Below are 20917 nucleotides of genomic sequence, written 5' to 3'. Positions count from 1 at the left end.
ATGGCTGCACGGCAATCTCATGAAATCACTCCTGAGATTGCTTTGTCAATTATTTCATAATTTCCTCGCAATGACGATTTTCGATTCACCCTCTATTTCGGTGTTTCAGGTTTAGGTGGTTCTTCATTTGTCTTCTCGCCCCCTTCTTTTTGCGTATTTTTCCTATTTTTCTCAGCCTGATCTAATGTCTTATTGCGTTGTTTTAATCGTGCTTCCGCTCTGCCGGTAATACCTTGTCTTGTTTTATCATCCATTCCTATTGAACTTAATACTTTTTGTCCTGCATCATGAGACATTTTACCACCAATTTCAGTAGCCGAAGGCCCAACAGCACTAGTTAATTTTACTACTATACGTCCTGAAAATTCGACATAACCGTACATACCGTAAGCAATAATAACTAGAGCTACGATATTTTGCATATTTACTCCCATCATACCCGACATATAATCCATTCCCCAAGGGGCAAACCAATTAATACAGAAGATAGGTACATTCAGCAAGGCAATAGGTAAAATAGTACCGATAAACGGAATTTTTATCGGTAAAGCACATTTCCAACACACGCTATAACCTAAAACAAAATCTAGATAAATGGTAAATAGTTGTGTTAGCACTATAATACCTGCCATCATAACTACCGGTTCCATCATATAGCGGATCGTAAACCTCACCCAATTATCAAATAAATACCTAGTAAAATCAAATAATAAGAAACTAATAAATAAAGGGGCTATACCGATTAATATACAAGTTGCCATAAATGCCATAATATAAACGGCAACAGCTCTAAGCGCCGTAATAATTACTATACAAACCGCAATAAAAGTAATTATAAAATATATAATACCGCTAAGCCCAAGAGAAAGAAGTGCAAGTAATTGAGCGATAAAGGTTTGACTAAAAAATATTTTACTCATTACTGCATCTAAAAACATGAAAGGATTAGAAATAGTATTAGTAGAAGTAAACAAACTATATCCACTCATATTAGCAATAATTGAGTCTGAAAAATTGGTAATTGCATCAAAAAGATAGTTATTGAAAAATTCAAAGGTATTACCGTTCATAAGTCCGCTAACTACCCCGATTTTTGCTATTCTAATTACTAGCTCTTTTTGGTTTATCTTAGCAAAACCAAGTAAAAACATTGCTCCGTAAGTCATCACATACAGAATTAAAATTGCTTTAATATAGGTAAAAAAGTTAGTACAGGACGAACTATCATTAGCTTTATAACATACCATATTTTTAAAAATAGAAGTAGCAGCCCCTTGCACTTTAGTTTTAAATAACTGAAGTAACGGATTCATTACTTTAATAGTAAAACTTCCTACTTTTAAGGATGTTGAGAAATGTACTTTATAGCTACCTTCACTATCTTTATAGTCCCTTAAATTATTACCAGGATCATTTAGAATTTTCATCCATATATAACCCGCCTCATTTGCGTTAAAGCTATATTTACCTTCACTATCAACACTAATTCCTTGAGGTGAATAGGTTTTACCGCTAGTATTCGGGTTTTCCGAAGGCTTTACTATGATGTATTGCACTCGTCCTCGATCATCAAAAGTATCGTTAAAACTATTACCGTTTTCTCTATAGCATTTAGTCTGTTTAATATTTAAAACGTATCCTCCCGTATTCTTACTACTATCTTGTGAGGTAGGCGACCACAGCCTATATTGTAAATAACTTTTTGCAATATTACTGTTAAAAGGTATATTATATATAACTTTATATAAATATTTACCGTCTTTACCTTTATAGTCAGGCGGTTGATCTGTATCTGCAACAAATTTAGCAAATTCTAGCTTAGAAGGCAGAGCTTGACTTACAGAACCCGCATCATTCATTTGATATATTAATCCAGTTGGTCCTTTGCCTCCTTTACCGTCCGCCGTATACCAAAATCTCCGATTCTTTTGAAAATCTCCATCGCTACATATGCCCGAAGTACAATGTACACCTCCAATATAATCTTTATCTTTTATACGACGATCGCGAACACGATCAGGACATTTATCAACTGGAGGAATATTAGCATTATAAGAACATTGAAGGGCTGAATAGTCGATAAATAATTTACCTGTGTTGTCAGACCACGAAAATGTAAAACTCCCATCATCTAGGTAGTTTTCTGGTGCTGGTCTCGTTATATTAACCCAAGCCATACATTTCGTTGTACATTCTGGTATCTTTTTACAAGACGCAACACAGCCCAATGCTCCCCAGTCGCAACCTATTTGCTCATGCCAGGTAGGGCACCTCCATGTGACTTCACAATTCCAATACTTCTCTTTTAACTCGCAAGCATTGACATACTCACCTGAATAAACAGAATATTTTCCACAAATTGGATTATAAGTAGTTTTATTCTCTGAACAATCTTGCGTAACTTCAGCACCTTTAAAAGCATCTTTAACTGTCGCATCCGTATTGGCAAAATTAGGAGATACGGAAACTAAAACTCTATCATTGGCGTATAATTCGGCAATATTACGCCATTCATTATTTTTTGCATCCATTATTAGAGAGACAGGTGGATTATTTGCATCGTTAATACGAGGAATCGGGATCATTTGACCGTTATCGTCTAAATTAGATCCAGCCCCTGTACGTTGTAAATTATCTTTCGGTATATAAGCTAAACACAAACTAACCTGACCGACCACTTGTAAATTCACCGGTTGGCTGTTTTCTACTAGCACCTGAGTATTTAGCCATTCACCGTAACGAGTAGGATCAGGAACAAGTAGAGTCGTGCCGTCGGACAACATCTTAGCAGTGTTTACATAATTAGCATTAGCATTAAGGGTTATAGTACCGATTATTGAATCCGCTCCTCCTTGACCGTCCGACGCATATCTCATGTAGCAGCTGTCACCGACTTTTACTGCTCCTATCATACCAAGTGCTGCAAAAATAAAGCAAACTAACGTTGCTACTATAGCAAGTACTCCTAAAACTTTTAATAAGTTACCCTGCATATTCTATCATTTACCTCCACCCGAACCGCTTGCTAAATCCCCGCCTTGCTGCTCTCCCTCTTTACGCTTACCTCCAACACCCGGCTTATCTCCTACCAGCGGCTTACCTTGCGAAGCCATAGCAGCATCCTTAAGGAAAGCTGCTCCTTTCTTTACTAAACCAACGATTTTAGTGGGACTTGCCGTTACTGCATCCATATTAGGACCATTAGTTAAATCAGAAGCAAATCGCCCTATAGATTTAGAGAAGTAATAAAAAATAACCGAAAATACTAATACGCATAAAAGTTCTGCTAAAATAGATACAACATCTCTAACAATTGATTTTATTGGAAAAAGTATCAATAAATGCTCTTCCCAACCTTTACCTGCATAATATTCTAACATTTTATATCCAAAACTTTCCTGACATTTATCTGCCCCACCAACAGGAAGCCTTAACTCAAAAGTACTAAATCTAATATCCCCTCTTTCATAATCATATCTCAGGAATTCACAATTTTTAAATATTGCGGAATCATACATAGTTATTAATAAAGCTATAAAACCTGCTACTACTGCCGGCTGCAATGCACATGAAATACATACTTTTAGCCACCCGTCAAAATAAGCTTTTGTACGAGTAAATAGAGCCATAGGAATGAATATAGGAGAAATATATGTCATAACGTAAATAGTAATCATGCAAACTAAATAATGCGTAATAAAATATAAAAGTATAGATAAAAATATTACAGAAAATACTAAACCTGCTGCAAGTATAATAACATTTCCGGCCATAAAGAATCCAAACATAACGGTAAAAAATCTAAGTGCTCCTGCTTTACTTAAATCCTTCGGTCTGTCATTTTTGCCTTCAGGATCAAAATTAGGTATAGGTGTATTATTACCACGGGGACCATTGCCGACCACATTCCCTAACACTCGATTCTTATCTATATTATAAAGTAAATCCAAGCCAAGATAATAACCTATACGGCAATCAATCGCATCCCATAAACCGTAAAATTTATAACCGTCCTTATACTTTGAATTATCAAATTGACATAATCCTCTAGAACCTGCTGCATTAAAGATCATCTGTGCAAAGTCCGGTGCTGCTCCTGTCAAAAGAGGTAATCCATATTTTAACATACCGTTTTCTTTTGTCGGCTGACCGCCGCTAAAATCTAAAGGTCCAAGACCGATAGAAAAATAAGCAACAAATAAGAATTTTATTACAAAAAGAGCTATTTTTTCAGTACTTGCATATTCTGTATTTAGAGCCATATTAAAGGCAAAAAACATAGTATAAAGAATTAATGCCGCACCTATAATTCTCTTTAAATAACCTTGAAACGTAGAAAAAGCAGCAAGATTAGTTATTCTAGAATTTTGATCTTGAGCACTACAACTCTTTCCAGCAAAAAATATTTTATTAAGCGTTTCACTCAAACACTGAACTGCAAGACCGGAAAAATTAATTAACGATTGACTATAATTTGCTCCCGTATAGCAACTTTTGCCTATATTACAATTCTTATCCTCAGAAGGAGGTGGAGTCGGTGTAGCACTCAAAGATTTACATGCTACCGGCATCGGTCCCCTTGACGTAGGCATAACTAAACATAGATCATTATCCCATTTTTTAACCGTTAAAACGATATTCTTTAATACAGGATTTGCTCCAAGATCAGGATTATTATCGGTACTTAAATCACTAATCTTTTTAGAGTCACCTTCATTTAAAGTATACATGGTGCAAGGGCTACTACTACCTTCTACATTTTTAAAACAAAACGTTATACTAGACGCAACTGAGTTACAATTACCTCTCGGATCCTTCATATCAATATTACGAATTATATAGCCATATGCCGTGTCCGTTTCTAAATACCCATCTGAAGTAGTCGGTAAACTAGAACATGATTCTCCAAAGCCGGCAAAGCTAGCTAAGCTTACAGACGCTATAAAAACTATAATAAATATCTTTAAGGTTTTAAGAGTTTTCATTAGAACTATTATCTTTTTTTTCTGTTACTACGCCGCTTTTTACTAACTCATCCCATGCCTTTTCAGCATTTGCACGTCGTTCTGATATTTCTCCTCCTTCTTGTTCTCTGACTCTTCCTCCTCCTCTTGCTACTAGTTCATTCCATGCTTTTTCTACTTTTACACGTTTATCTCGAATCTCTGCATTTTCCCGTATCTGTTTTACGCCTGTCGGATTATCATGTTCCTTTAAGTTAAAACTATAATCAATTACTCCTGTACCTTTACTTGTGCTGTCAACTTTTTCTTGTGGAGCTGCATTATCAACTTTTTCCTGTGAAGGCGGAGTATTATCAATCTCTTTTTTACTTTCTTGATTATTATCTCTTATGATTTTTCCAACACGTGGTGCAAGTGTAGAAATAGAAGTTCTAATACTAGCAGGCGGTGGTGAAACAGCTTCTGTAGGAGCAGGAGGAGTAACAACATCTGATCTTGCTTCACTACTTACAGTTTTTGGGCTAGAACTTGCTACAGAAGACGAAGCTGTCGGCGTTGTTACCGCAGGTGCCGACGTACCTCCACTTGCAGCAATATTATCATTTGGTAGTCCGCCTTTCCCTACCTCTAAATCACTTGCTCCTCCACCTTGACCAGCTTTTAAATCACCAACTCCTCCTCTACTTGCTATCTGATCGCCCCCCTTAGTTGCAGCACCCGCAGTAGCAAGTACTGCCATAGCTGCCTTAAATATTGCTTGCGGTTTTATAGCAACATTATTAAGAGCTACTCCTTCCGTCATATCTGCAGCAAATTCAGCTAGCTGACTACTAAAATTATACATCAAATACAATGTAAAACATGCCATAACTAACGCAAGCAAAATATTTTTAATTTTCTCAAAAAGCACTTTTGGAGACATGAAAAACATTCCGGGCCCTAAAACTACTCCTGATAAAAACTGGAATTTAGCAAGAAATTTATCGGTAGGGGTACTACCCGGTTTACTACCGACAATTTCACTTACACTATCTTTTGTAAAGTTAAATACCGTGGTAATAGGGTTATTTAACATATAACCTAAACTATTTTGACAGCTTTCTACGGCATCTTTATCAGGATACTGTGACGTATCATCCCAATCATTATTAATGTAAAATATTAAAACATCCCTCTTAGAAGTAATGCCACCTTGAATTTTGTCTTCTATACTATTGTGAATTAACTTGCTCTTATATTGACATTTACCGTAGAAACCATAATCATATACCGAAAACATTGTGATCATAAAAGTAACTACCACCATAGGTTGTAGCAAGAACGAGATCATTAGTTTAACCCAGCTCTCAAAATAATTTCTTGTATATGCGAATAAAAACATAGGTACAAAAAGAGGAGCCAAAATACCGAGTATTACTATAGATATCATACACATAATCGTTGCATTAACCATAAAGGCAGCAACCGAAATCACAAGTAACGGATAAGAAAGAGCGAGTGACACCAACATCATATTACCGGAGATTATCGCCGGAATTAGCAAATAAATATATGGTGGAGCACTAAAACTAAAGAAATCAAAATTTAAAAAATCATGACTGCGATAAGCATTTTCGACAAGTAACGTAGATAATATATCAAGCCCTAAATAATGAGCTACCCTACAATCTAATGCATCCCATAATGCAATATAAGAAACGGTACCGTCATAAGAAAGATTGTTAAATTTACATAAACCGGACGGAGCAGCATTCATAACCCAGCTTGCTAAACCGTTTATACCGTCAAGTAAGAAAGGAAACGCCCACTGAATCATGCCGTCTAACCGGTCATACGGAGAACCATTACCAGGGGTTATATTAATTCCTATTGAAAAATAAGTTACGAATATCATTTTCAATATAAAATTTATATACTCACTTTTTGGCGGCACTTCACCTGCAAGTAATAGTTTAAAGCCAAAAAACATAACATATAAAGTTAGAAAAGCCGTAACTATTTTATACATTCCTACTTGAAACTGAAAGAATACACTATCTTGCCTTGAAACCAAATTAACCACTTGGCTTACATTATCAAAACTACAAACATCTTTACTAATTAGTAATCTAGCAATCATTTGCCTCATACATTCTATAAGAGGAGAAGTCATGACTACTGCAGTTTTTGAAGCATTATAAGCTTTTTGATAACATCCATCACCCGCTGCACTACAGGAAACTAAAGCTAAAGGATCGGTAGGAGTTTTATTTGGATCCTCAATAAAATCCTTATCTGCTACATCCATAAAGCTATTATACATGGATTTTGGAAACGGCTCTTTCATATATTTACAGCCAACGGGAACGTCTCCTGTAAATCCTTTTGTCGATACGCATATTCTATCTTTATCTTGAATAACTTTCCAATATATTACAGGAAAGCCTAAATCAAATGCAAAACCGTCATCACCGGGCTTACCACTATATGGAACATGATATTCCTTTTTTTTATTTGCCCATGCTGTCTTTATATCATCCCAAGGGTCGCTCCCTGTTAAGACGGCTTTAGCAATAGCAAGTGCCGATTCTGCAACAGATTTTGCCCGAGATACAATTAATTTAGCATTATTACATAAAGCAAAGCGTAATTCTGGATTTTTAGGATCAATTCTGTTTTCACGAGTACATTGACCTCCGGGAAAATTCCCAAAGTTACTATCGTTAAATAAATCACTGTCGTTTATTTTAAGCTTTAAAAACGTATTCATGTATAAAACGGGAGAGACAAGATTCATTACCGCAAAAGTAAAGAACGGAGCAACAATACATGTATGAGAAAATTCAGTACGCAGCAAATCGCCTACGCCTTGGGTTTCGCAAGTTAAGCCACTCAAAATATCTACAATGCTATCAAGAGTATCTTTAGCATGAATTTTAGTAACTATCCCTAAATTTAGGGCAAAGCTTAATACTAATGTTATAAGTATACTACGAGGAAATAATTTCATAACTAGTTACTTGCCTCGCATTGTAAAAATGTCATCCCGTGGCTTGTCCACGGGATCTCAGAATACAGTCTGTAAGACAAGATCCCGCGGTCAAGCCGTGGGATGACAGACAGGCATTTATAATGTTTTAACTGCTGCATAAAATATAGGTAACCATTTATCCGGATCATTGCCGTGTTTCTCTCTAATTTGATCGAGCAATATTACAGTCTCAACTCTACCGGATAAAACACTGATTATGTTATCCATACCATCTAAGCTAACTTTTGCCACTACGGCATCTATTCCTTGTTTTATTAAAAAATAACGTGTAGTAGGGTCGGTAGTTTTAATTAAAATATATTCTCGTTGACTTAACATAAATGCACTACGATAAATATCCGTAGCTTTCAAATTAGGTAAAAAAATCTGCGTAGCTGTTTGTTGAATCAACGTATCACTAATTCTACTTTTTGCAGCATCTTCGACACTCTGCGTAGCAAATATAACAAAAGTATTTAATTTTCTCAACACTTTTAACCAATCTTTGATCTTAGGTGCAAATACCGGATTATCGATTAAAGCCCATGCTTCATCAAGTACTATCATAGTTTTCTGCCCATCTAAAGAGATATTAATACGATGGAAAATATATAGTAATACCGGTGCAAGACTTACAGGATCTTTAAGTAATTCAGTCATATCAAAACCGAATACTCTTGCTTTTTGTAAATCAATATCATCTATTTCATTGTCAAATATCTTAGCGTGTGAACCTTTACCAACCCACATTGCAATCCTACTTGCCAAACTATTTGGTGTATCAATACCAAGAAATGCTATAACATTACTAAGCCTTCTATCTTGTTTTGCTAATCTAAAATTACCGCTTACCGCTTGAGATAAGATTTTATTATCTTGTGCAGTTAAACTTTCACCGTTAGAAGTTACAAGCACACGAAGCCACTCTAAAATAAACGTTCTATTCTCACTAGTATCTTCAAGCTGTAAAGGGTTAAAGTTGCATTTTAAACCCGGATCAATTACTGTATAAACTCCGTTTAAAGCACGTATAAATATTTCTGCTCCTCGATCTTTATCAAAAAAGAACATACGAGGTTTGAATTTTTGTGCTTCAGCACATAAGAAATTCATAAGAACTGTTTTACCGGCACCGGTTGGACCGATAATGAGAGTATGTCCAACATCCCTTACATGGAAATTAAAATAAAACGGTGTACCTGAAGTAGTATCAAGTACTGTGACATATTCTCCCCAATGGTTATCTCTAATTTTACCGAGCGGATAATTATGTTGTGAGGCAAAGCTAGCCATATTAAGAGTATTTATAGTGGATTTACGCACTATATAATCCATATTTCCCGGCAACTGTCCCCAATAGCTAGGTTCCATGTTAACTTTTTCTCTAACCGGCTGAATTCCTGAATTAGAAAGCTCAACTGCTGCCATTGACAATATATCTTCCAAAGCTTTAATATTATTTGCGGAACATAAAAGCGATAAATGATGCTCACCGAAAGCGATATCACCGCTGGTGGCCATATCAAGGGCCGTATTAATTTCAGCAATTTGTGAAGTAGCTTTATCACCGGATTGTATCATTCTATTTTGCTGTAATTGCATTTTACCGATCGCTACTGTTCTATTAACAAAGACAAAACTTTGCGTCATAACAAATTCAAAAGGCATTTGCAGGAATCCGTCAAAAATTCCTGCCGAAGTATTAGGACCGTATTCAAGTATACTGATCATTCCAGCATATTTCTTGCCAAGCGGACTTCTTGCTTCAATAGTACGAGAATCAAAAAATAAGCGATGAGTCGGTAAATACTCGTCAATAGTACCACGCGGTAATGCTATAGGACCCGGTGAATCGCCGCAATTGATTAAAGATGAAAGGAATTCTAAAATTTCACAATAACTACCTGACTGCGTTTGACGAACTCCAAGTAATCTTGCTCCGTAACTTCTGAATGTATTAATCACTCTAGTTGACATTTCTTGAAGATTTTCTTTCATCTCTTTCATGTCGTTTTCCCAAGCGGTTTTATTAGATTTCTGTCTAAGCTTCTTTAGAAAATACTCAACTATAGCAACACCGCCAGTATCAGGCTTATATAAAATACTAACATATAATTCATTAAAAAACGACCTAGCCCCAGCATGTTTCTTACGCCATTCTGCACCTAAATAAGTAATAAAATCATTAGGGACTTTTACGGTAGGATCATAAGTAAATTCTGTATCGTCAAATATTACTGCTTTACGTCTTCTAATAGTATGGAAATACATAACGATATTTCCCGAGGCCATATTTTTAAGTAAGGCATTTCTGATATTCTTTTTAATGTCTAGATCTTCATCATCAGCAGTTTCAAAAGAAAATCCATTTATTTTAATAACTTGTAATAAAGAATTATCTTTTGTTAAAATAGTATTACTATCCCAATGACATTTATAAGGAATAAAATGCGAAGTGGGTCTTTCTTGTTTAGACCTTAATTCTTTAGCGGCTCTAGTTCTAAATAATTTCATTACCTCACCTGATTTAACTATTTTGATTTATTTTGTCAGTTATACCTCTTTTTATGTCATTCCCGCGTAAGGCGGGAATGACATAAAACTCAAATATTATACGAATTTGCTCCGTAGTAAAATTTATTAGGACATTGGCTAGTTCTTGACATTTTATTTAAATATAGCTCTATGAATCTCGGTTCTTTAAAACATATAATATAAGCTACCAAATGCAAAGCAGCTGCAATGAATAAAATCATAATGCCGTTATTCCAAATAAATACTATCATCGTCATTATCATATTTAATGCAGCAAACTTAATACTTACTCCAAATATCATCGGCGGTCTAGTTAACCCTACAAATAAAAGATCGGATGCTAATGCTCCTGCCATAAAAAACCTCTATTAATTTATATTAATATCAAACATAGTTGACAATATTGAATTCGGTGCTTCACTATTCACAAAATGTACGTAACCATTATTATTTTCAAGGGCATTAACTGCTATCTTAATTAATGCTTCTTCGATGAAATTATTACTATCATCTAACATTGATTTCAACAAGTTAATATCTCGTATTTTTATATTATACGGAAACGTCTCGGATACCTGTAATATCTCATATGGCAATATTAAATGTTCTGCACTTAATGCAGAAGCAATTGTTGCTAACGTTAAGTTAACATTTAATAAATGCGTTTTCTCCTGATCGTCGCTCGCAAACGGTGCTATCACGGGTATAATATTATTATCTGCAAAATTTAATAAAATTTCTGGATTAATCATAATAGGCTCACTTAAAAAACCAATATTTATAACATCATGATTTACAATTTTTCGGTAAGATAGTTTTGATTTTTTTGCTTGCAGTAAATTAGCATCCTTACCTGAAATACCAACTGCATAACAACCTATACTACTTAACTTTGTTACTATAAGCTTGTTAACGTAACTGGATAAAATTTCCATAATAATAGGATTATTTAGAGAACTATAGTCGCTTATTTTACTAATTTTTTGACTAAAATTTTCATCTATTTGTGATATTAAAGACGAACTTCGTAAATCAATATGATCATGTACTATATATATTTTAGCACCGCACATCTCAAGCAATCTAACAGATTCAATAAAAGCCGTAAATAATTTATCGTCAATAATAATAGTAGCAGGTAATTTTAGAACTATTGCTTGATTCTTCAACTCACTACTACACTTTATTATATTCTTAATTATAGCAATGTTATTTAATGAAGAAATACTATCTACCTCTTTATTTTTGAGGTTTGATGCATTTTGCCAAACTAGCTTTAAGTTCTCTTGCACCTTCTTTACTCCTATTGCTTACATACATAACATTACATGAGTAGTTTAAAGTTGCAAGAAAATTCTGTGCTTCATCGTGAAGGTTTTTATGATCCGTAACTTTATCGGATTTTGTGAAAATAATTTGAAATTCTCTTTTATTTGCAAGTAATAGATCAGCTACTTTCTTATCATTTTCTTTTATACCCCTTCTTGAATCAATCAATAAGTTAACTAACCTTAAATTATAACTATTTCGTAAATAATAACTAATTAACACTCCCCACTGCTCTTTGACTGATATAGGAACATTAGCAAAACCATAACCGGGAAGGTCAACTATAATAAGTTTATCTGCAAGGTTAAAGAAATTGATTTGCCTAGTACGCCCTGGAGTATTAGAAACTTTAGCAAGATTTTTATTATTGCATATCGTGTTTATTAGGCTTGATTTGCCGACATTTGACTTACCGACAAAAGCAATTTCCGGTAATGAAAAATTGAGGATTTGATTTATATTCATAGCACCGGCTACAAATTTAGCTTGATGACGAAAAAGCTTACTGCCATCAGTTGATTTTGTAGGCACTATTTTCTGAGTAGTCATAATTTGCTTTCGTATTGGATGTAAGTAAGGCATTGCCTGCGTGAATATCAAGTCGTCATTGCGAGAAGGCATTATTGCGTGGTTCGGTAAAATTCGCTGTGTTACCCCGTGGCTTGACCACTGGATCCAGTTAAAAATACTATATTAGTATTTTTTATTGTTTTTATGGACCCCGTGGCTTGACCACGGGGTAACACAGCGAATTTTACCGAACCACGCAATAATGCCTTCTCGCAATGACAGGAAAACCAAACCATGCAACAACACTGAGTTAGGAATGGCATCAGCAGACTTCAATAACACTATAAGTGAGCTAGCATGACATTAAAAAATATGGTAGCGGGGGCTGGATTTGAACCAACGACCTTCAGGTTATGAGCCTGACGAGCTACCAAGCTGCTCCACCCCGCAATAATTGAGAATTGACGATTTATCTGTGTTATATTTTGTTGTTAGTGTCATTCTTGCGTAAATACCGAGTAGTCGTAGACTGCACGGCAACCCAGAAAAAATAATAAAAAAATTCTATAAATCAAAATTGTTTACTGGATTGCTTCGTCAATTGCTATGCAATTTCCTCGCAATGACGATTTGTTATCCACAAACAAAGCCTAGCTAGCTTCTTTCTTACTACCGAAAGAAAGACCTGAGAATCTTTTATTGAAATCACTAACACTTTTGTTCGATTGATTTACTACATTTCCGGAATCTTTATTCCATGCCGGATGCTTTCTAAAATCAACATCCATTAAAATTTCACCTGTAGGATGAGTAGACATTGTTTCAAAAACATCGCTTCCTACTTTAATCAAAAACTTTTTATATTCTGGATGTATACTGCTTTTCATAATGATTTTGCTGTTTTAGTCTGAATTATTTTTTTCTTAATAGCTCTAGCGTTACTTGATAAAACATTATCATCGGCTTTTAGAATATATGCATCAAAACCCCCGGCTTTTTCCACTGAACTAATACATCTAGCATTAACCGATAATCTATATTCCCCGGCTGTTATATCACTTGTAAACTTAACCGACCTTAGGTTAGGTTCAAAACGTCTTCTAGTTTTACGCTGAGAATGTGATACATTGTTGCCGTATAAAACACCCACACCTGTGAGTTCGCACTTACGAGACATAAGCTAAATACCTTAAAACTTATAAAATATACTTCAAGTAAATGAAGAGTCATATACGAAGATCAACTTCAAAAAGAGCTAAGAGTTCACACGCCGAGAAGCGGAGCTTATACTTAACAAGTGAGCACCGCAGATCTTGTAGAACGACGTAGCCAATTTTGAAGTTCATCCAGTATATACAACAGATAAAGAATATAAAGCAATACTCCCCTAGTGTCAAGAGATAATTATTTTGTAGCTAATAATGCTTGATTTTTATTAAATAACAGAGTTTTATATAAAAATATAAATTAATTAAACTATTATAAATCTATGCTTATTAATGGGAAGCCAGTTCAAGGAGTAATATCACCGGACTAATTAAAAAATTAGGCGAGTTGCCTTCAAGTTTTCCTGAATATATTAGTAATCTTAATCCAAAACCATTAAGTACAAAGGAGCAAATTGATCATAATCAAGCAGCTTTTTGTATAATGAAGGATTTAAATTATATAGATAATCATCTTGTTGCTCTTAAACAACTACAACAAGCTGAACAAATTGCTATAGGTCAAACTGACAGTAATTTTCTTTCCTATATTAATGCTATGATAGGACGTAGCTATCAACAGCTAGGACTGTTTGATAATGCTATTCAACAATTTCAAGATAGCATAGAGAATTCTTTTGAAGCAAAACAATATTATAATGTCGAAAATTCATACAAAGAATTAGTCACTGCACATCAACCACAAGGAACATTAGCCAAGCTAAAGAATTAATGGCAAGATTAGCTTTAGGAGCTGCTTATAAAACTCAAAACCGTAAAGAAAATTCAATAGCACAGTATGCATATTCTTACTCATTACAGCAAGGTATAGTTGATTATGAAGCTGTTCGTGTGGAACAGCATAAAGTTGGTTTTTCTGATCAAGAAAAGATAGGCACTGATAACATTCAACAATGCGTTGCTGTAATTTTACATGATCCATTAACTAAAAAAACTGCATTAGCCCATGTTGACAGGTTTACTTATGCTGGTTCTTTAACACATGATGTAATAAGCAACTTTCCTCCTAATACTCAATTAGAAGCTTATTTAGTAGGAGGGCGTGATAGATCTGCAGTATCAATTTCGGTATCAGATGGTAATATTCGTAAAGTAACACAAGAATTAACTAACCACTTTAACGTAAATATAAAATCTGCAGATATAGAAGACAAGGGAGCCCCATTAGGAATTATATTTGATCCAATAACAAGTAACTGTTCCGGATAAAAAGGATAAAACAACCACTGCTAGACAAGTACATTTAAGTATAGGAAGTAATACTCCTGTACTTTATAAAGCTTTTGATTTCACTAAAAATAAAAATATACCTAATCGCTCTTTAAATAAAATCCAACAAAAACATATTATTCAGCAATATTTATTAGGATCTAATCAAATATCAAGACCACTTACTAAAGTAGCAGAGGAAATTCAAAAAACTAATCCAAAATTAGTAAAAAATGTAGTAACTAAAAATATTAGTAATCGAGTTCACGAATTGAATCTAAAGGATCAAGAACAAACAAAAATTGTAAATAATTTAATAGCTAAAACTGATTATTTATTATCTAACAATTTAAATCCGTTGGAAAGTGTACGTTCAGAAATTAATAAAACATTAGCACTTACTCATTCTACCTACCAACAAGATAGTAATATTAAAAAATCCTGGATACAAAAAAGTGTACAAAAAATAAAAGATTTGTTCATAAATATTTTTAGTAGTAATAAAACAAAAAATGAACCAAAATTAAACTTAACAAGTGATAAGATATTAAAAAAATATAAGTACTAAGACAAAAATAGCTGCACCTAGCTATACTCTTCCCAATAAAAATATTGCTTTACACAAAAATAATCAACAAAGTAAATAAACTATGCAAATTGAAATTAACTCACAAGAATATAAAATTTTTGATATAAATGATGATTTAGTAATTTATACTAAAGATTTAAATGAAGAGATTGCCTGTAGTTTCTTTTCCGTAAAATGAAATAAAATAGCATTAGCTAGAAATATTAATTCACAACAGTTAGAGCAATTAATTACTGACTTTAATCAGAATGAATTGATAGAACAAGATTTAATAAAAGTACGAATAATTGGAGGTAATGATTCGCCTGAATCATCTAAATACTTGGAAGATATTCGTACTACTTTAAATGGTATTGATAATAATACTAATATGATTAATATAATAGGTTTAGATGCATGTAAAAATATACATCCCAATTCTTTTGAATTAGATGGCTATCACGGGGGAGTTAGAGCTTTAGATTGTAGAATATTAAATTGATACTATTAGAAGAGAAAATAGCTGAGATGTGGGGCGTCACTAATAGCAATATTTATCTTTATGGTCCATTTAGTAAAGAAATAAAGATAGGTACGATGTATTTATACGTGAAATAGGCACAAGACAAGCCTAACATAGTACCGATAACGATTATACGGAATTTTGCAGGACTAAAAATTAAAATAACTATTCCAAGAATAATTACTATTTTTATTATATCATCTGTCGTATAAGAGCTAGAATTTATAGCATAAACATTTAGATTTATACCTAGAAATATTATTATACATAATAAGTTCTTAAACATTTTATACCTCTATAGGCCCAGTAGTTAATCCATTTATAAATTGTTTTAAATAAGGATTATCACTATTACGCATTTCATCTTTACTACCGTACCATTTAATTTTTCCTTGATAAATCATAGCTACTTCTTTAGCTATTTTTGCGGCACTAATCATATCATGAGTTATAGTAATCGTAGTTGCCTCTAACTCTTCTTGGATTTTTATAATTAATTCGTTGATAACATTTGCCATGACAGGATCAAGCCCTGTGGTCGGTTCATCAAGAAATAAAATCGACGGTGTACTACAAATAGCCCTAGCAAGGGCTACTCTTTTTTGCATTCCTCCCGATAACTCGGCAGGGTAAAGCTCGAGTATTCTAGGAGATAAACCAACGGCATTAAGCTTTGCACCGGCAAGGTCATTTTTTTCTTTCTTAGATAATTTTTTAGTCTCGAAAGTAATATTATCACGTATATTTAAGGAGTCAAATAATGCTCCGCCTTGGAATAAAAAACCTATACCATCCATAATCTCAAATTTTTGTTTACTTGAGATATCTTGGATTTCTACATTATCAATAAAAATTTTACCTTTATCAGGTTTAATCAATCCTACTATATTTTTAATTAGAACTGATTTGCCACTACCAGAACCACCTAAAATCACTAATGAACTGCCCTTTTTTACATCCAAATCTATTCCGTCTAACACCTTATGATTAGCAAATGATTTATATAATGACCGAATTTTAATTTTAAATTCTTCTACACTCATGCATACTCCAAATAAACAAAAAAACTGTATACTCGTTTAATTTGGAAAAGAGCTAGGCGTTTTATATTTTTTGACCGCAGCGTACATAAACGTACGTGAGGATCAAAAAATATAAAACAACAAAACCAATTTTTCAAATTAAACGAGTATACCTATACTTTAAAAAATAATTCGGTTATTAAATAATTACTGATTAAGATAAGGATAGAAGAATTCACTACTGCCGAGGTAGTTGCTCTTCCAACTCCCTTAGCCCCTTTACCTGAATAATAGCCGCTATAGCAACTTATTATAGAAATAATAAACCCAAAAACTCCCGCTTTAACAAGACCGGAAATTACGTCAATCGGTTCTAAATACTGAAAAGTACTGGTTAAATAAGCTGCACTATTAAAATCAAGTTTATATACCCCTACCAAATAACCGCCCATAACACCAATGATATCCCCGATTAAAACAAGACAAGGCATTGTAATAATAGCTGTTATTACTCTTGGAAAAACTAAATATTTAATAGGATCGGTAGATAAAGTATATAAAGCATCTATCTGCTCCGTTACTCTCATTGTGGCTATTTCGGCGGCGATTGATGCCCCAACTCTTCCCGCTACCATTAGTCCAGCTAAGACAGGTCCAAGCTCTCTAGTCAGCGACAATACTACTACCGTTGCAATAGAGCTTTCAGCTGAGAAACGGGAAAAACCGATATAGCTCTGTAATGCAAGTACCGCCCCTGAGAAAAAAGTCGTCATCGCAACAACCGGAAGCGAGTGAAACCCGATAAATAATAATTGTCTGATAATTAAACTCAAATATAAAGGCGGTCTTATGATACTGCTAACGGCAGCAAAGCTAAATAGAGAAAAACTACCTACACTTTGTGCAAACTTTACAGTACGTTTACCGACCGAATTAGCTATATTGAATAACATTTGTATTTTTTCTATTTAATTTAAGTACGCTATGTCATTTCTGCGCAAGCAGGAATCCAGTAACCTCTAATGTCATCCCGCGACTTGATCGCGGGATCCAGTCTTTTTTAATTTTTTTCTGGATACCGTGGTCAAGCCATGGTATGACACAGATATCTACCCGATATACTTTCTTTTATATCTACTACCAAGGTTAGTTAATACCTCATACCCGATAGTACCTATAATACTCGCTATTTTATCGGGCGTGCAATAATTTCCGATAATTTCCGCTTCCTGCCCTAGAAAAATCTCGGATGGTGGTAGATCGGTAACATCGATATTTATTAAATCCATCGATACTCGCCCTACTATAGGAACGCTGCGACTGTTAATAAATACTTCGCCTTGATTGCTAAAATTACGACTAAACCCATCGGCATAACCAAGCGGTAACGTTGCAATGACACTATCACGCTTAGTTGTAAAAGTCATATTATAACCGATATGGCTATCTAGTGTCAAATTCTGTAAGTGAATTATAGGAGCTTTTAAGGTTACGGGATTCTTTGTTAAGGGATTAAGACCATATAAGGCTGCCCCTGGTCTTGCTAAATCAAAATGGTAATCCTGTCCTAAAAATATGCCGCCGGAATTAGCAAGGCTTGCTTTGACGTTTGGGAAATATTGTAAATAAGCTTTAAATCTGTTTAATTGTTCTAGATTATAAGGATTATCTATTTCCTCGGATATAGCTAGATGGCTTATAATATATTGTAAATCTAGCCCTTTTAACAAATCACGATCATTAATGAGCTGCTCTATCTCATCAGAGCTTAAGCCAAGACGATTAATCCCCGTATTGAAATGTAAATAACAAGGCAATAATCGGTTTTTCAAATTACTAAATTTTTGCCAAATTTCTATTTGTTTTAAGTTATTTAGGACAGGTGTTAAATTATATTCTATCAGCTCTAAAGCATCATGTTCAAAAACGCCGTTAAGAACTAAAATATTAACATCTAATCCTAAAGCATTGCGTAAATTCACTCCTTCTTCACTTGAGGCCACAAAAAAATGCCTACAATTTTCTTCTATTAAAGCTTTAGAAATTTGTACTGCTCCAAGACCGTAACCGTTAGCTTTAACGGCAGCACCGACTAATGAGGTTTTGCAAATATCTTGTAATAAAAGGTAATTATTTTTTATTGTAGATAGATTTATTTCTACAGTACACAAGCTCATAGTATATTTATTAACTCTTTTACGAGGATAGACAATACGGGTATTATATGAAATTTTGTAGATAAGTCACTTGTTTCTAGTATCCGTGATAAAAATATTGTCTATTAGACCTCTTGCATAACTTGCTTCTAAAGGTAATTTGTACGTCAATCCAGTACTCGCATCCTCACGTACTAAAGTGTACGCTGCGATACTGCGTTCCGTGTTTCCTACAAATTCCTCTTTATTAGCTTCGTTCTCCAAGAGGTCTATTATCGAATTTTTAGAACCGGCCGGCAGAAAACACTGCATGAGTTATAAAAGCACTAACCGATAAAGCCGAATGTTCTTTTAAAAATCTCGCTGCTTTTACGATTGTTTCTCCACTATCTATAATATCATCAATTAACATGCAATTTTTGCCCTCTACACTACTTGTGATTGATATCAATCTCGCAATTATTATTTATATCCCTTTCTTTGTTTATATAAGCTGAATCTATATTTAGTAAATTACTAATTTTTTGAACTCGATTGATACTTCCTTTATCAGGTGTAACTATAACGAAATTGCTATAAGTGCTTAAAAACGGGATATATAAATTTATAGGTTCAAGATTAGAAACAGGAATATTAAAAAATTGCTCTATTTTATCGGAGTGTAAATCAATAGTAATGACATGGTTTACTCCGAGCTTCTCTAAAAAATCTGCTATTAACTTAGCAGGAATTATATTTTGAGAATTTATATTATCTTGCCTTGCATAACCAAAATAAGGCATTACTAAAATTATTCGATTTGTGCTCCCGCTTTTTTTGCTGCATCTACTAGCAAAAACACCTCAATTAAGCGATCATTAACGGGTTTTGATGTGGATTGTACTATGATTATATCTTCATTATGAAACGATTTTTGAATTTCTACTTTTATTTCGGAATCATTGAAATAGGTAATTTTCGGCTCAATATATTTAATATTTAATGCTATAGCTAAACGCGTTGCAAGTAACTTATTACTACTTGCCTGCTAAGATTTTCATGTGAGTGATTTATGTTGTTTAACACTATTAGCGAGCGGACTTTGTTGCGTGGATATCTAATCATCATTGCGAGCAGTCGTAGACTGCGTGGCAATCTCATGCAATAATAACAAACCCCTGAGATTGCTTCGTCAATTGCTACGCAATTTCCTCGCAATGACGACGAGGTGTCTACGCAACAATACCTCCTCACAATGACGATTTAAGATGAAAGTGAAATAAACTTAAGAACGACTTTCTAATTTTTGTATTAGTGCCTTAAAGCCTTGATTTTTTAAAGTATCAGTAAACTCGTCTTGTTGAGCTCCAATAAGACTTACACCTTCCGTAATTATATCAGAAACTTTAAAAACGTCTTTTCCGTTTCCTTTCATTTCACGTACAAGATATTCTACTTTAATAGGGTCTTGCTCTTTATTACTAATGATATTCATAGCAACCATAAAATCGGTTGAGCTTAAAGGACGAACTCCTACTATTTTAGGCTGTTTGCCTTTATAATCTTTTATTAAATCAGTATAAGATTTAGTAACATATTTAGAGTAAACTTTGATGAATTCCTGAACCTGCCCACCTGATAAAGTTTTTATCCCATTTCTGCCTAATGTATATTTAGCCATCCAATCAAAATCTAGGTTCTGAGACATTAACTCACGTGCTTTAGCAATTTTTACTCGCTCAGATAACTTACTATCGTTTAATATACTAGAAGCTTCATTTACTAAATTAGTAACGTAACTGTTCAAACCGGCAGGCACTTTTTCATTAGAATAAGCGTAAAACGTCATAACTAATAAAAATAAACCTGTAATAATTTTTTGCATA

General features: G+C 34.0%; 23 protein-coding genes and 1 tRNA gene. 4 read left to right on the top strand and 20 right to left on the bottom strand.

All coding sequences use genetic code 11. The features are described from left to right. Window positions 1-92: 92 nt before the first annotated feature. The 11 genes from RC_RS00750 to rpmB all read right to left on the bottom strand — a co-directional run bounded on the left by RC_RS00750 (window position 93) and on the right by rpmB (window position 13525). The gene (locus tag RC_RS00750; protein WP_010976821.1) at window positions 93-2993 is read right to left on the bottom strand and encodes a type IV secretion system protein; all 2901 of its coding nucleotides are present in this window, start codon (window positions 2991-2993) and stop codon (window positions 93-95) included. A 6-nt stretch (window positions 2994-2999) separates the two neighbouring features. Beyond that, window positions 3000-4985 (bottom strand): type IV secretion system protein, encoded by a 1986-nt coding sequence (locus RC_RS00745; RefSeq protein ID WP_010976820.1) that lies wholly within the window; start codon window positions 4983-4985, stop codon window positions 3000-3002. After that, window positions 4972-7953: a type IV secretion system protein gene (locus tag RC_RS00740; protein ID WP_010976819.1), complete on the bottom strand. Its 2982-nt coding sequence runs from the start codon at window positions 7951-7953 to the stop codon at window positions 4972-4974. Before RC_RS00740 ends, RC_RS00745 begins: the two co-directional genes overlap by 14 nt. A 117-nt stretch (window positions 7954-8070) precedes the next feature. Further along, window positions 8071-10488, bottom strand: a complete 2418-nt coding sequence (locus RC_RS00735; RefSeq protein WP_010976818.1) for a VirB4 family type IV secretion/conjugal transfer ATPase — start codon at window positions 10486-10488, stop codon at window positions 8071-8073. Window positions 10489-10577: 89 nt separating this feature from the next. Beyond that, window positions 10578-10865: a type IV secretion system protein VirB3 gene (locus tag RC_RS00730; protein ID WP_010976817.1), complete on the bottom strand. Its 288-nt coding sequence runs from the start codon at window positions 10863-10865 to the stop codon at window positions 10578-10580. 12 nt (window positions 10866-10877) lie between these two features. Beyond that, complete coding sequence (locus RC_RS00725) at window positions 10878-11801, bottom strand: acetylglutamate kinase (RefSeq protein WP_010976816.1); 924 nt, start codon at window positions 11799-11801, stop codon at window positions 10878-10880. After that, window positions 11749-12387 (bottom strand): ribosome biogenesis GTP-binding protein YihA/YsxC, encoded by a 639-nt coding sequence (yihA, locus tag RC_RS00720; protein WP_016830613.1) that lies wholly within the window; start codon window positions 12385-12387, stop codon window positions 11749-11751. Before yihA ends, RC_RS00725 begins: the two co-directional genes overlap by 53 nt. A gap of 101 nt (window positions 12388-12488) precedes the next feature. Continuing rightward, a complete protein-coding gene (locus tag RC_RS08790; RefSeq protein ID WP_201763727.1) occupies window positions 12489-12644 on the bottom strand; it encodes a hypothetical protein in 156 nt (51 codons plus the stop codon). A gap of 77 nt (window positions 12645-12721) precedes the next feature. Then, window positions 12722-12798, bottom strand: a tRNA-Met gene (locus RC_RS00715). A 200-nt stretch (window positions 12799-12998) separates the two neighbouring features. Continuing rightward, window positions 12999-13235 carry a 50S ribosomal protein L31 gene (gene rpmE / locus RC_RS00710; protein WP_010976814.1) on the bottom strand — a complete coding sequence of 79 codons (237 nt, stop codon included), beginning with the start codon at window positions 13233-13235 and terminating at the stop codon, window positions 12999-13001. After that, window positions 13232-13525 carry a 50S ribosomal protein L28 gene (rpmB, locus tag RC_RS00705; protein ID WP_004996729.1) on the bottom strand — a complete coding sequence of 98 codons (294 nt, stop codon included), beginning with the start codon at window positions 13523-13525 and terminating at the stop codon, window positions 13232-13234. Before rpmB ends, rpmE begins: the two co-directional genes overlap by 4 nt. Before the next feature lie 377 nt (window positions 13526-13902). Here rpmB and RC_RS09480 point away from each other — a divergent pair, with 377 nt between their 5' ends. From RC_RS09480 to RC_RS00680, 4 genes are all read left to right on the top strand, one after another. Continuing rightward, on the top strand, window positions 13903-14286 hold the full coding sequence (locus RC_RS09480; RefSeq protein WP_010976813.1) for a tetratricopeptide repeat protein: 384 nt from the start codon (window positions 13903-13905) through the stop codon (window positions 14284-14286). Beyond that, entirely contained in the window at window positions 14286-14783 is a 498-nt protein-coding gene (locus RC_RS00690) for a hypothetical protein (RefSeq protein ID WP_010976812.1), read from the top strand. The genes RC_RS09480 and RC_RS00690 overlap by 1 nt, the downstream gene beginning before the upstream one ends. Window positions 14784-15054: 271 nt before the next feature. Beyond that, window positions 15055-15351 carry a hypothetical protein gene (locus tag RC_RS00685; RefSeq protein ID WP_010976811.1) on the top strand — a complete coding sequence of 99 codons (297 nt, stop codon included), beginning with the start codon at window positions 15055-15057 and terminating at the stop codon, window positions 15349-15351. 274 nt (window positions 15352-15625) lie between these two features. After that, window positions 15626-15853, top strand: coding sequence for a hypothetical protein (locus RC_RS00680; RefSeq protein WP_010976810.1), 228 nt, complete (start codon window positions 15626-15628; stop codon window positions 15851-15853). Window positions 15854-15911: 58 nt separating this feature from the next. On the opposite strand, the gene RC_RS00675 is transcribed toward RC_RS00680, so the two are convergent. From RC_RS00675 to RC_RS00640, 9 genes are all read right to left on the bottom strand, one after another. Then, window positions 15912-16160, bottom strand: a complete 249-nt coding sequence (locus RC_RS00675; RefSeq protein ID WP_004996738.1) for a DUF5510 family protein — start codon at window positions 16158-16160, stop codon at window positions 15912-15914. Window position 16161: 1 nt separating this feature from the next. Next, window positions 16162-16917: an ABC transporter ATP-binding protein gene (locus RC_RS00670; protein WP_010976809.1), complete on the bottom strand. Its 756-nt coding sequence runs from the start codon at window positions 16915-16917 to the stop codon at window positions 16162-16164. Window positions 16918-17069: 152 nt separating this feature from the next. Next, on the bottom strand, window positions 17070-17849 hold the full coding sequence (locus RC_RS00665; RefSeq protein ID WP_004996740.1) for an MlaE family ABC transporter permease: 780 nt from the start codon (window positions 17847-17849) through the stop codon (window positions 17070-17072). A 156-nt stretch (window positions 17850-18005) separates the two neighbouring features. Next, window positions 18006-19073: an alanine racemase gene (locus RC_RS00660; protein ID WP_010976808.1), complete on the bottom strand. Its 1068-nt coding sequence runs from the start codon at window positions 19071-19073 to the stop codon at window positions 18006-18008. 66 nt (window positions 19074-19139) lie between these two features. Further along, window positions 19140-19364 (bottom strand): palindromic element RPE1 domain-containing protein, encoded by a 225-nt coding sequence (locus RC_RS08320; protein ID WP_010976807.1) that lies wholly within the window; start codon window positions 19362-19364, stop codon window positions 19140-19142. Continuing rightward, window positions 19336-19464: a phosphoribosyltransferase family protein gene (locus RC_RS08315; protein ID WP_016830610.1), complete on the bottom strand. Its 129-nt coding sequence runs from the start codon at window positions 19462-19464 to the stop codon at window positions 19336-19338. The genes RC_RS08320 and RC_RS08315 overlap by 29 nt, the downstream gene beginning before the upstream one ends. 19 nt (window positions 19465-19483) lie before the next feature. Then, window positions 19484-19834 (bottom strand): ribose-phosphate diphosphokinase, encoded by a 351-nt coding sequence (prs, locus tag RC_RS08310; RefSeq protein ID WP_010976805.1) that lies wholly within the window; start codon window positions 19832-19834, stop codon window positions 19484-19486. 8 nt (window positions 19835-19842) lie between these two features. Next, on the bottom strand, window positions 19843-20019 hold the full coding sequence (locus RC_RS10680) for a ribose-phosphate pyrophosphokinase-like domain-containing protein (protein WP_267878466.1): 177 nt from the start codon (window positions 20017-20019) through the stop codon (window positions 19843-19845). Between the two features lie 297 nt (window positions 20020-20316). Continuing rightward, complete coding sequence (locus RC_RS00640; protein WP_004996745.1) at window positions 20317-20916, bottom strand: MlaC/ttg2D family ABC transporter substrate-binding protein; 600 nt, start codon at window positions 20914-20916, stop codon at window positions 20317-20319. Between the last annotated feature and the right edge of the window lies 1 nt (window position 20917).

Source organism: Rickettsia conorii str. Malish 7, assembly GCF_000007025.1.
Lineage (GTDB): Bacteria > Pseudomonadota > Alphaproteobacteria > Rickettsiales > Rickettsiaceae > Rickettsia > Rickettsia rickettsii.
The sequence above is the reverse complement of the archived record's forward strand: the minus strand, read 5'-3'. Positions and strand labels throughout refer to the sequence as shown.

What these genes read in the sequence shown, in the direction of transcription:
- RC_RS00730 (WP_010976817.1), bottom strand. Translation starts at nt 10,865, where the DNA reads ATGGCAGGAGCATTAGCATCCGATCTTTTATTTGTAGGGTTAACTAGA.
- yihA (WP_016830613.1), bottom strand. Translation starts at nt 12,387, where the DNA reads ATGACTACTCAGAAAATAGTGCCTACAAAATCAACTGATGGCAGTAAG.
- RC_RS08320 (WP_010976807.1), bottom strand. Translation starts at nt 19,364, where the DNA reads ATGCAGTGTTTTCTGCCGGCCGGTTCTAAAAATTCGATAATAGACCTC.
- prs (WP_010976805.1), bottom strand. Translation starts at nt 19,834, where the DNA reads ATGCCTTATTTTGGTTATGCAAGGCAAGATAATATAAATTCTCAAAAT.
- rpmB (WP_004996729.1), bottom strand. Translation starts at nt 13,525, where the DNA reads ATGTCTCGTAAGTGCGAACTCACAGGTGTGGGTGTTTTATACGGCAAC.
- RC_RS00670 (WP_010976809.1), bottom strand. Translation starts at nt 16,917, where the DNA reads ATGAGTGTAGAAGAATTTAAAATTAAAATTCGGTCATTATATAAATCA.
- RC_RS00690 (WP_010976812.1), top strand. Translation starts at nt 14,286, where the DNA reads ATGGCAAGATTAGCTTTAGGAGCTGCTTATAAAACTCAAAACCGTAAA.
- RC_RS00660 (WP_010976808.1), bottom strand. Translation starts at nt 19,073, where the DNA reads ATGAGCTTGTGTACTGTAGAAATAAATCTATCTACAATAAAAAATAAT.
- RC_RS00745 (WP_010976820.1), bottom strand. Translation starts at nt 4,985, where the DNA reads ATGAAAACTCTTAAAACCTTAAAGATATTTATTATAGTTTTTATAGCG.
- RC_RS08790 (WP_201763727.1), bottom strand. Translation starts at nt 12,644, where the DNA reads ATGGTTTGGTTTTCCTGTCATTGCGAGAAGGCATTATTGCGTGGTTCG.
- RC_RS00740 (WP_010976819.1), bottom strand. Translation starts at nt 7,953, where the DNA reads ATGAAATTATTTCCTCGTAGTATACTTATAACATTAGTATTAAGCTTT.
- RC_RS00640 (WP_004996745.1), bottom strand. Translation starts at nt 20,916, where the DNA reads ATGCAAAAAATTATTACAGGTTTATTTTTATTAGTTATGACGTTTTAC.
- RC_RS00735 (WP_010976818.1), bottom strand. Translation starts at nt 10,488, where the DNA reads ATGAAATTATTTAGAACTAGAGCCGCTAAAGAATTAAGGTCTAAACAA.
- RC_RS00665 (WP_004996740.1), bottom strand. Translation starts at nt 17,849, where the DNA reads ATGTTATTCAATATAGCTAATTCGGTCGGTAAACGTACTGTAAAGTTT.
- RC_RS00675 (WP_004996738.1), bottom strand. Translation starts at nt 16,160, where the DNA reads ATGTTTAAGAACTTATTATGTATAATAATATTTCTAGGTATAAATCTA.
- RC_RS00750 (WP_010976821.1), bottom strand. Translation starts at nt 2,993, where the DNA reads ATGCAGGGTAACTTATTAAAAGTTTTAGGAGTACTTGCTATAGTAGCA.
- RC_RS08315 (WP_016830610.1), bottom strand. Translation starts at nt 19,464, where the DNA reads ATGTTAATTGATGATATTATAGATAGTGGAGAAACAATCGTAAAAGCA.
- rpmE (WP_010976814.1), bottom strand. Translation starts at nt 13,235, where the DNA reads ATGAAAAGCAGTATACATCCAGAATATAAAAAGTTTTTGATTAAAGTA.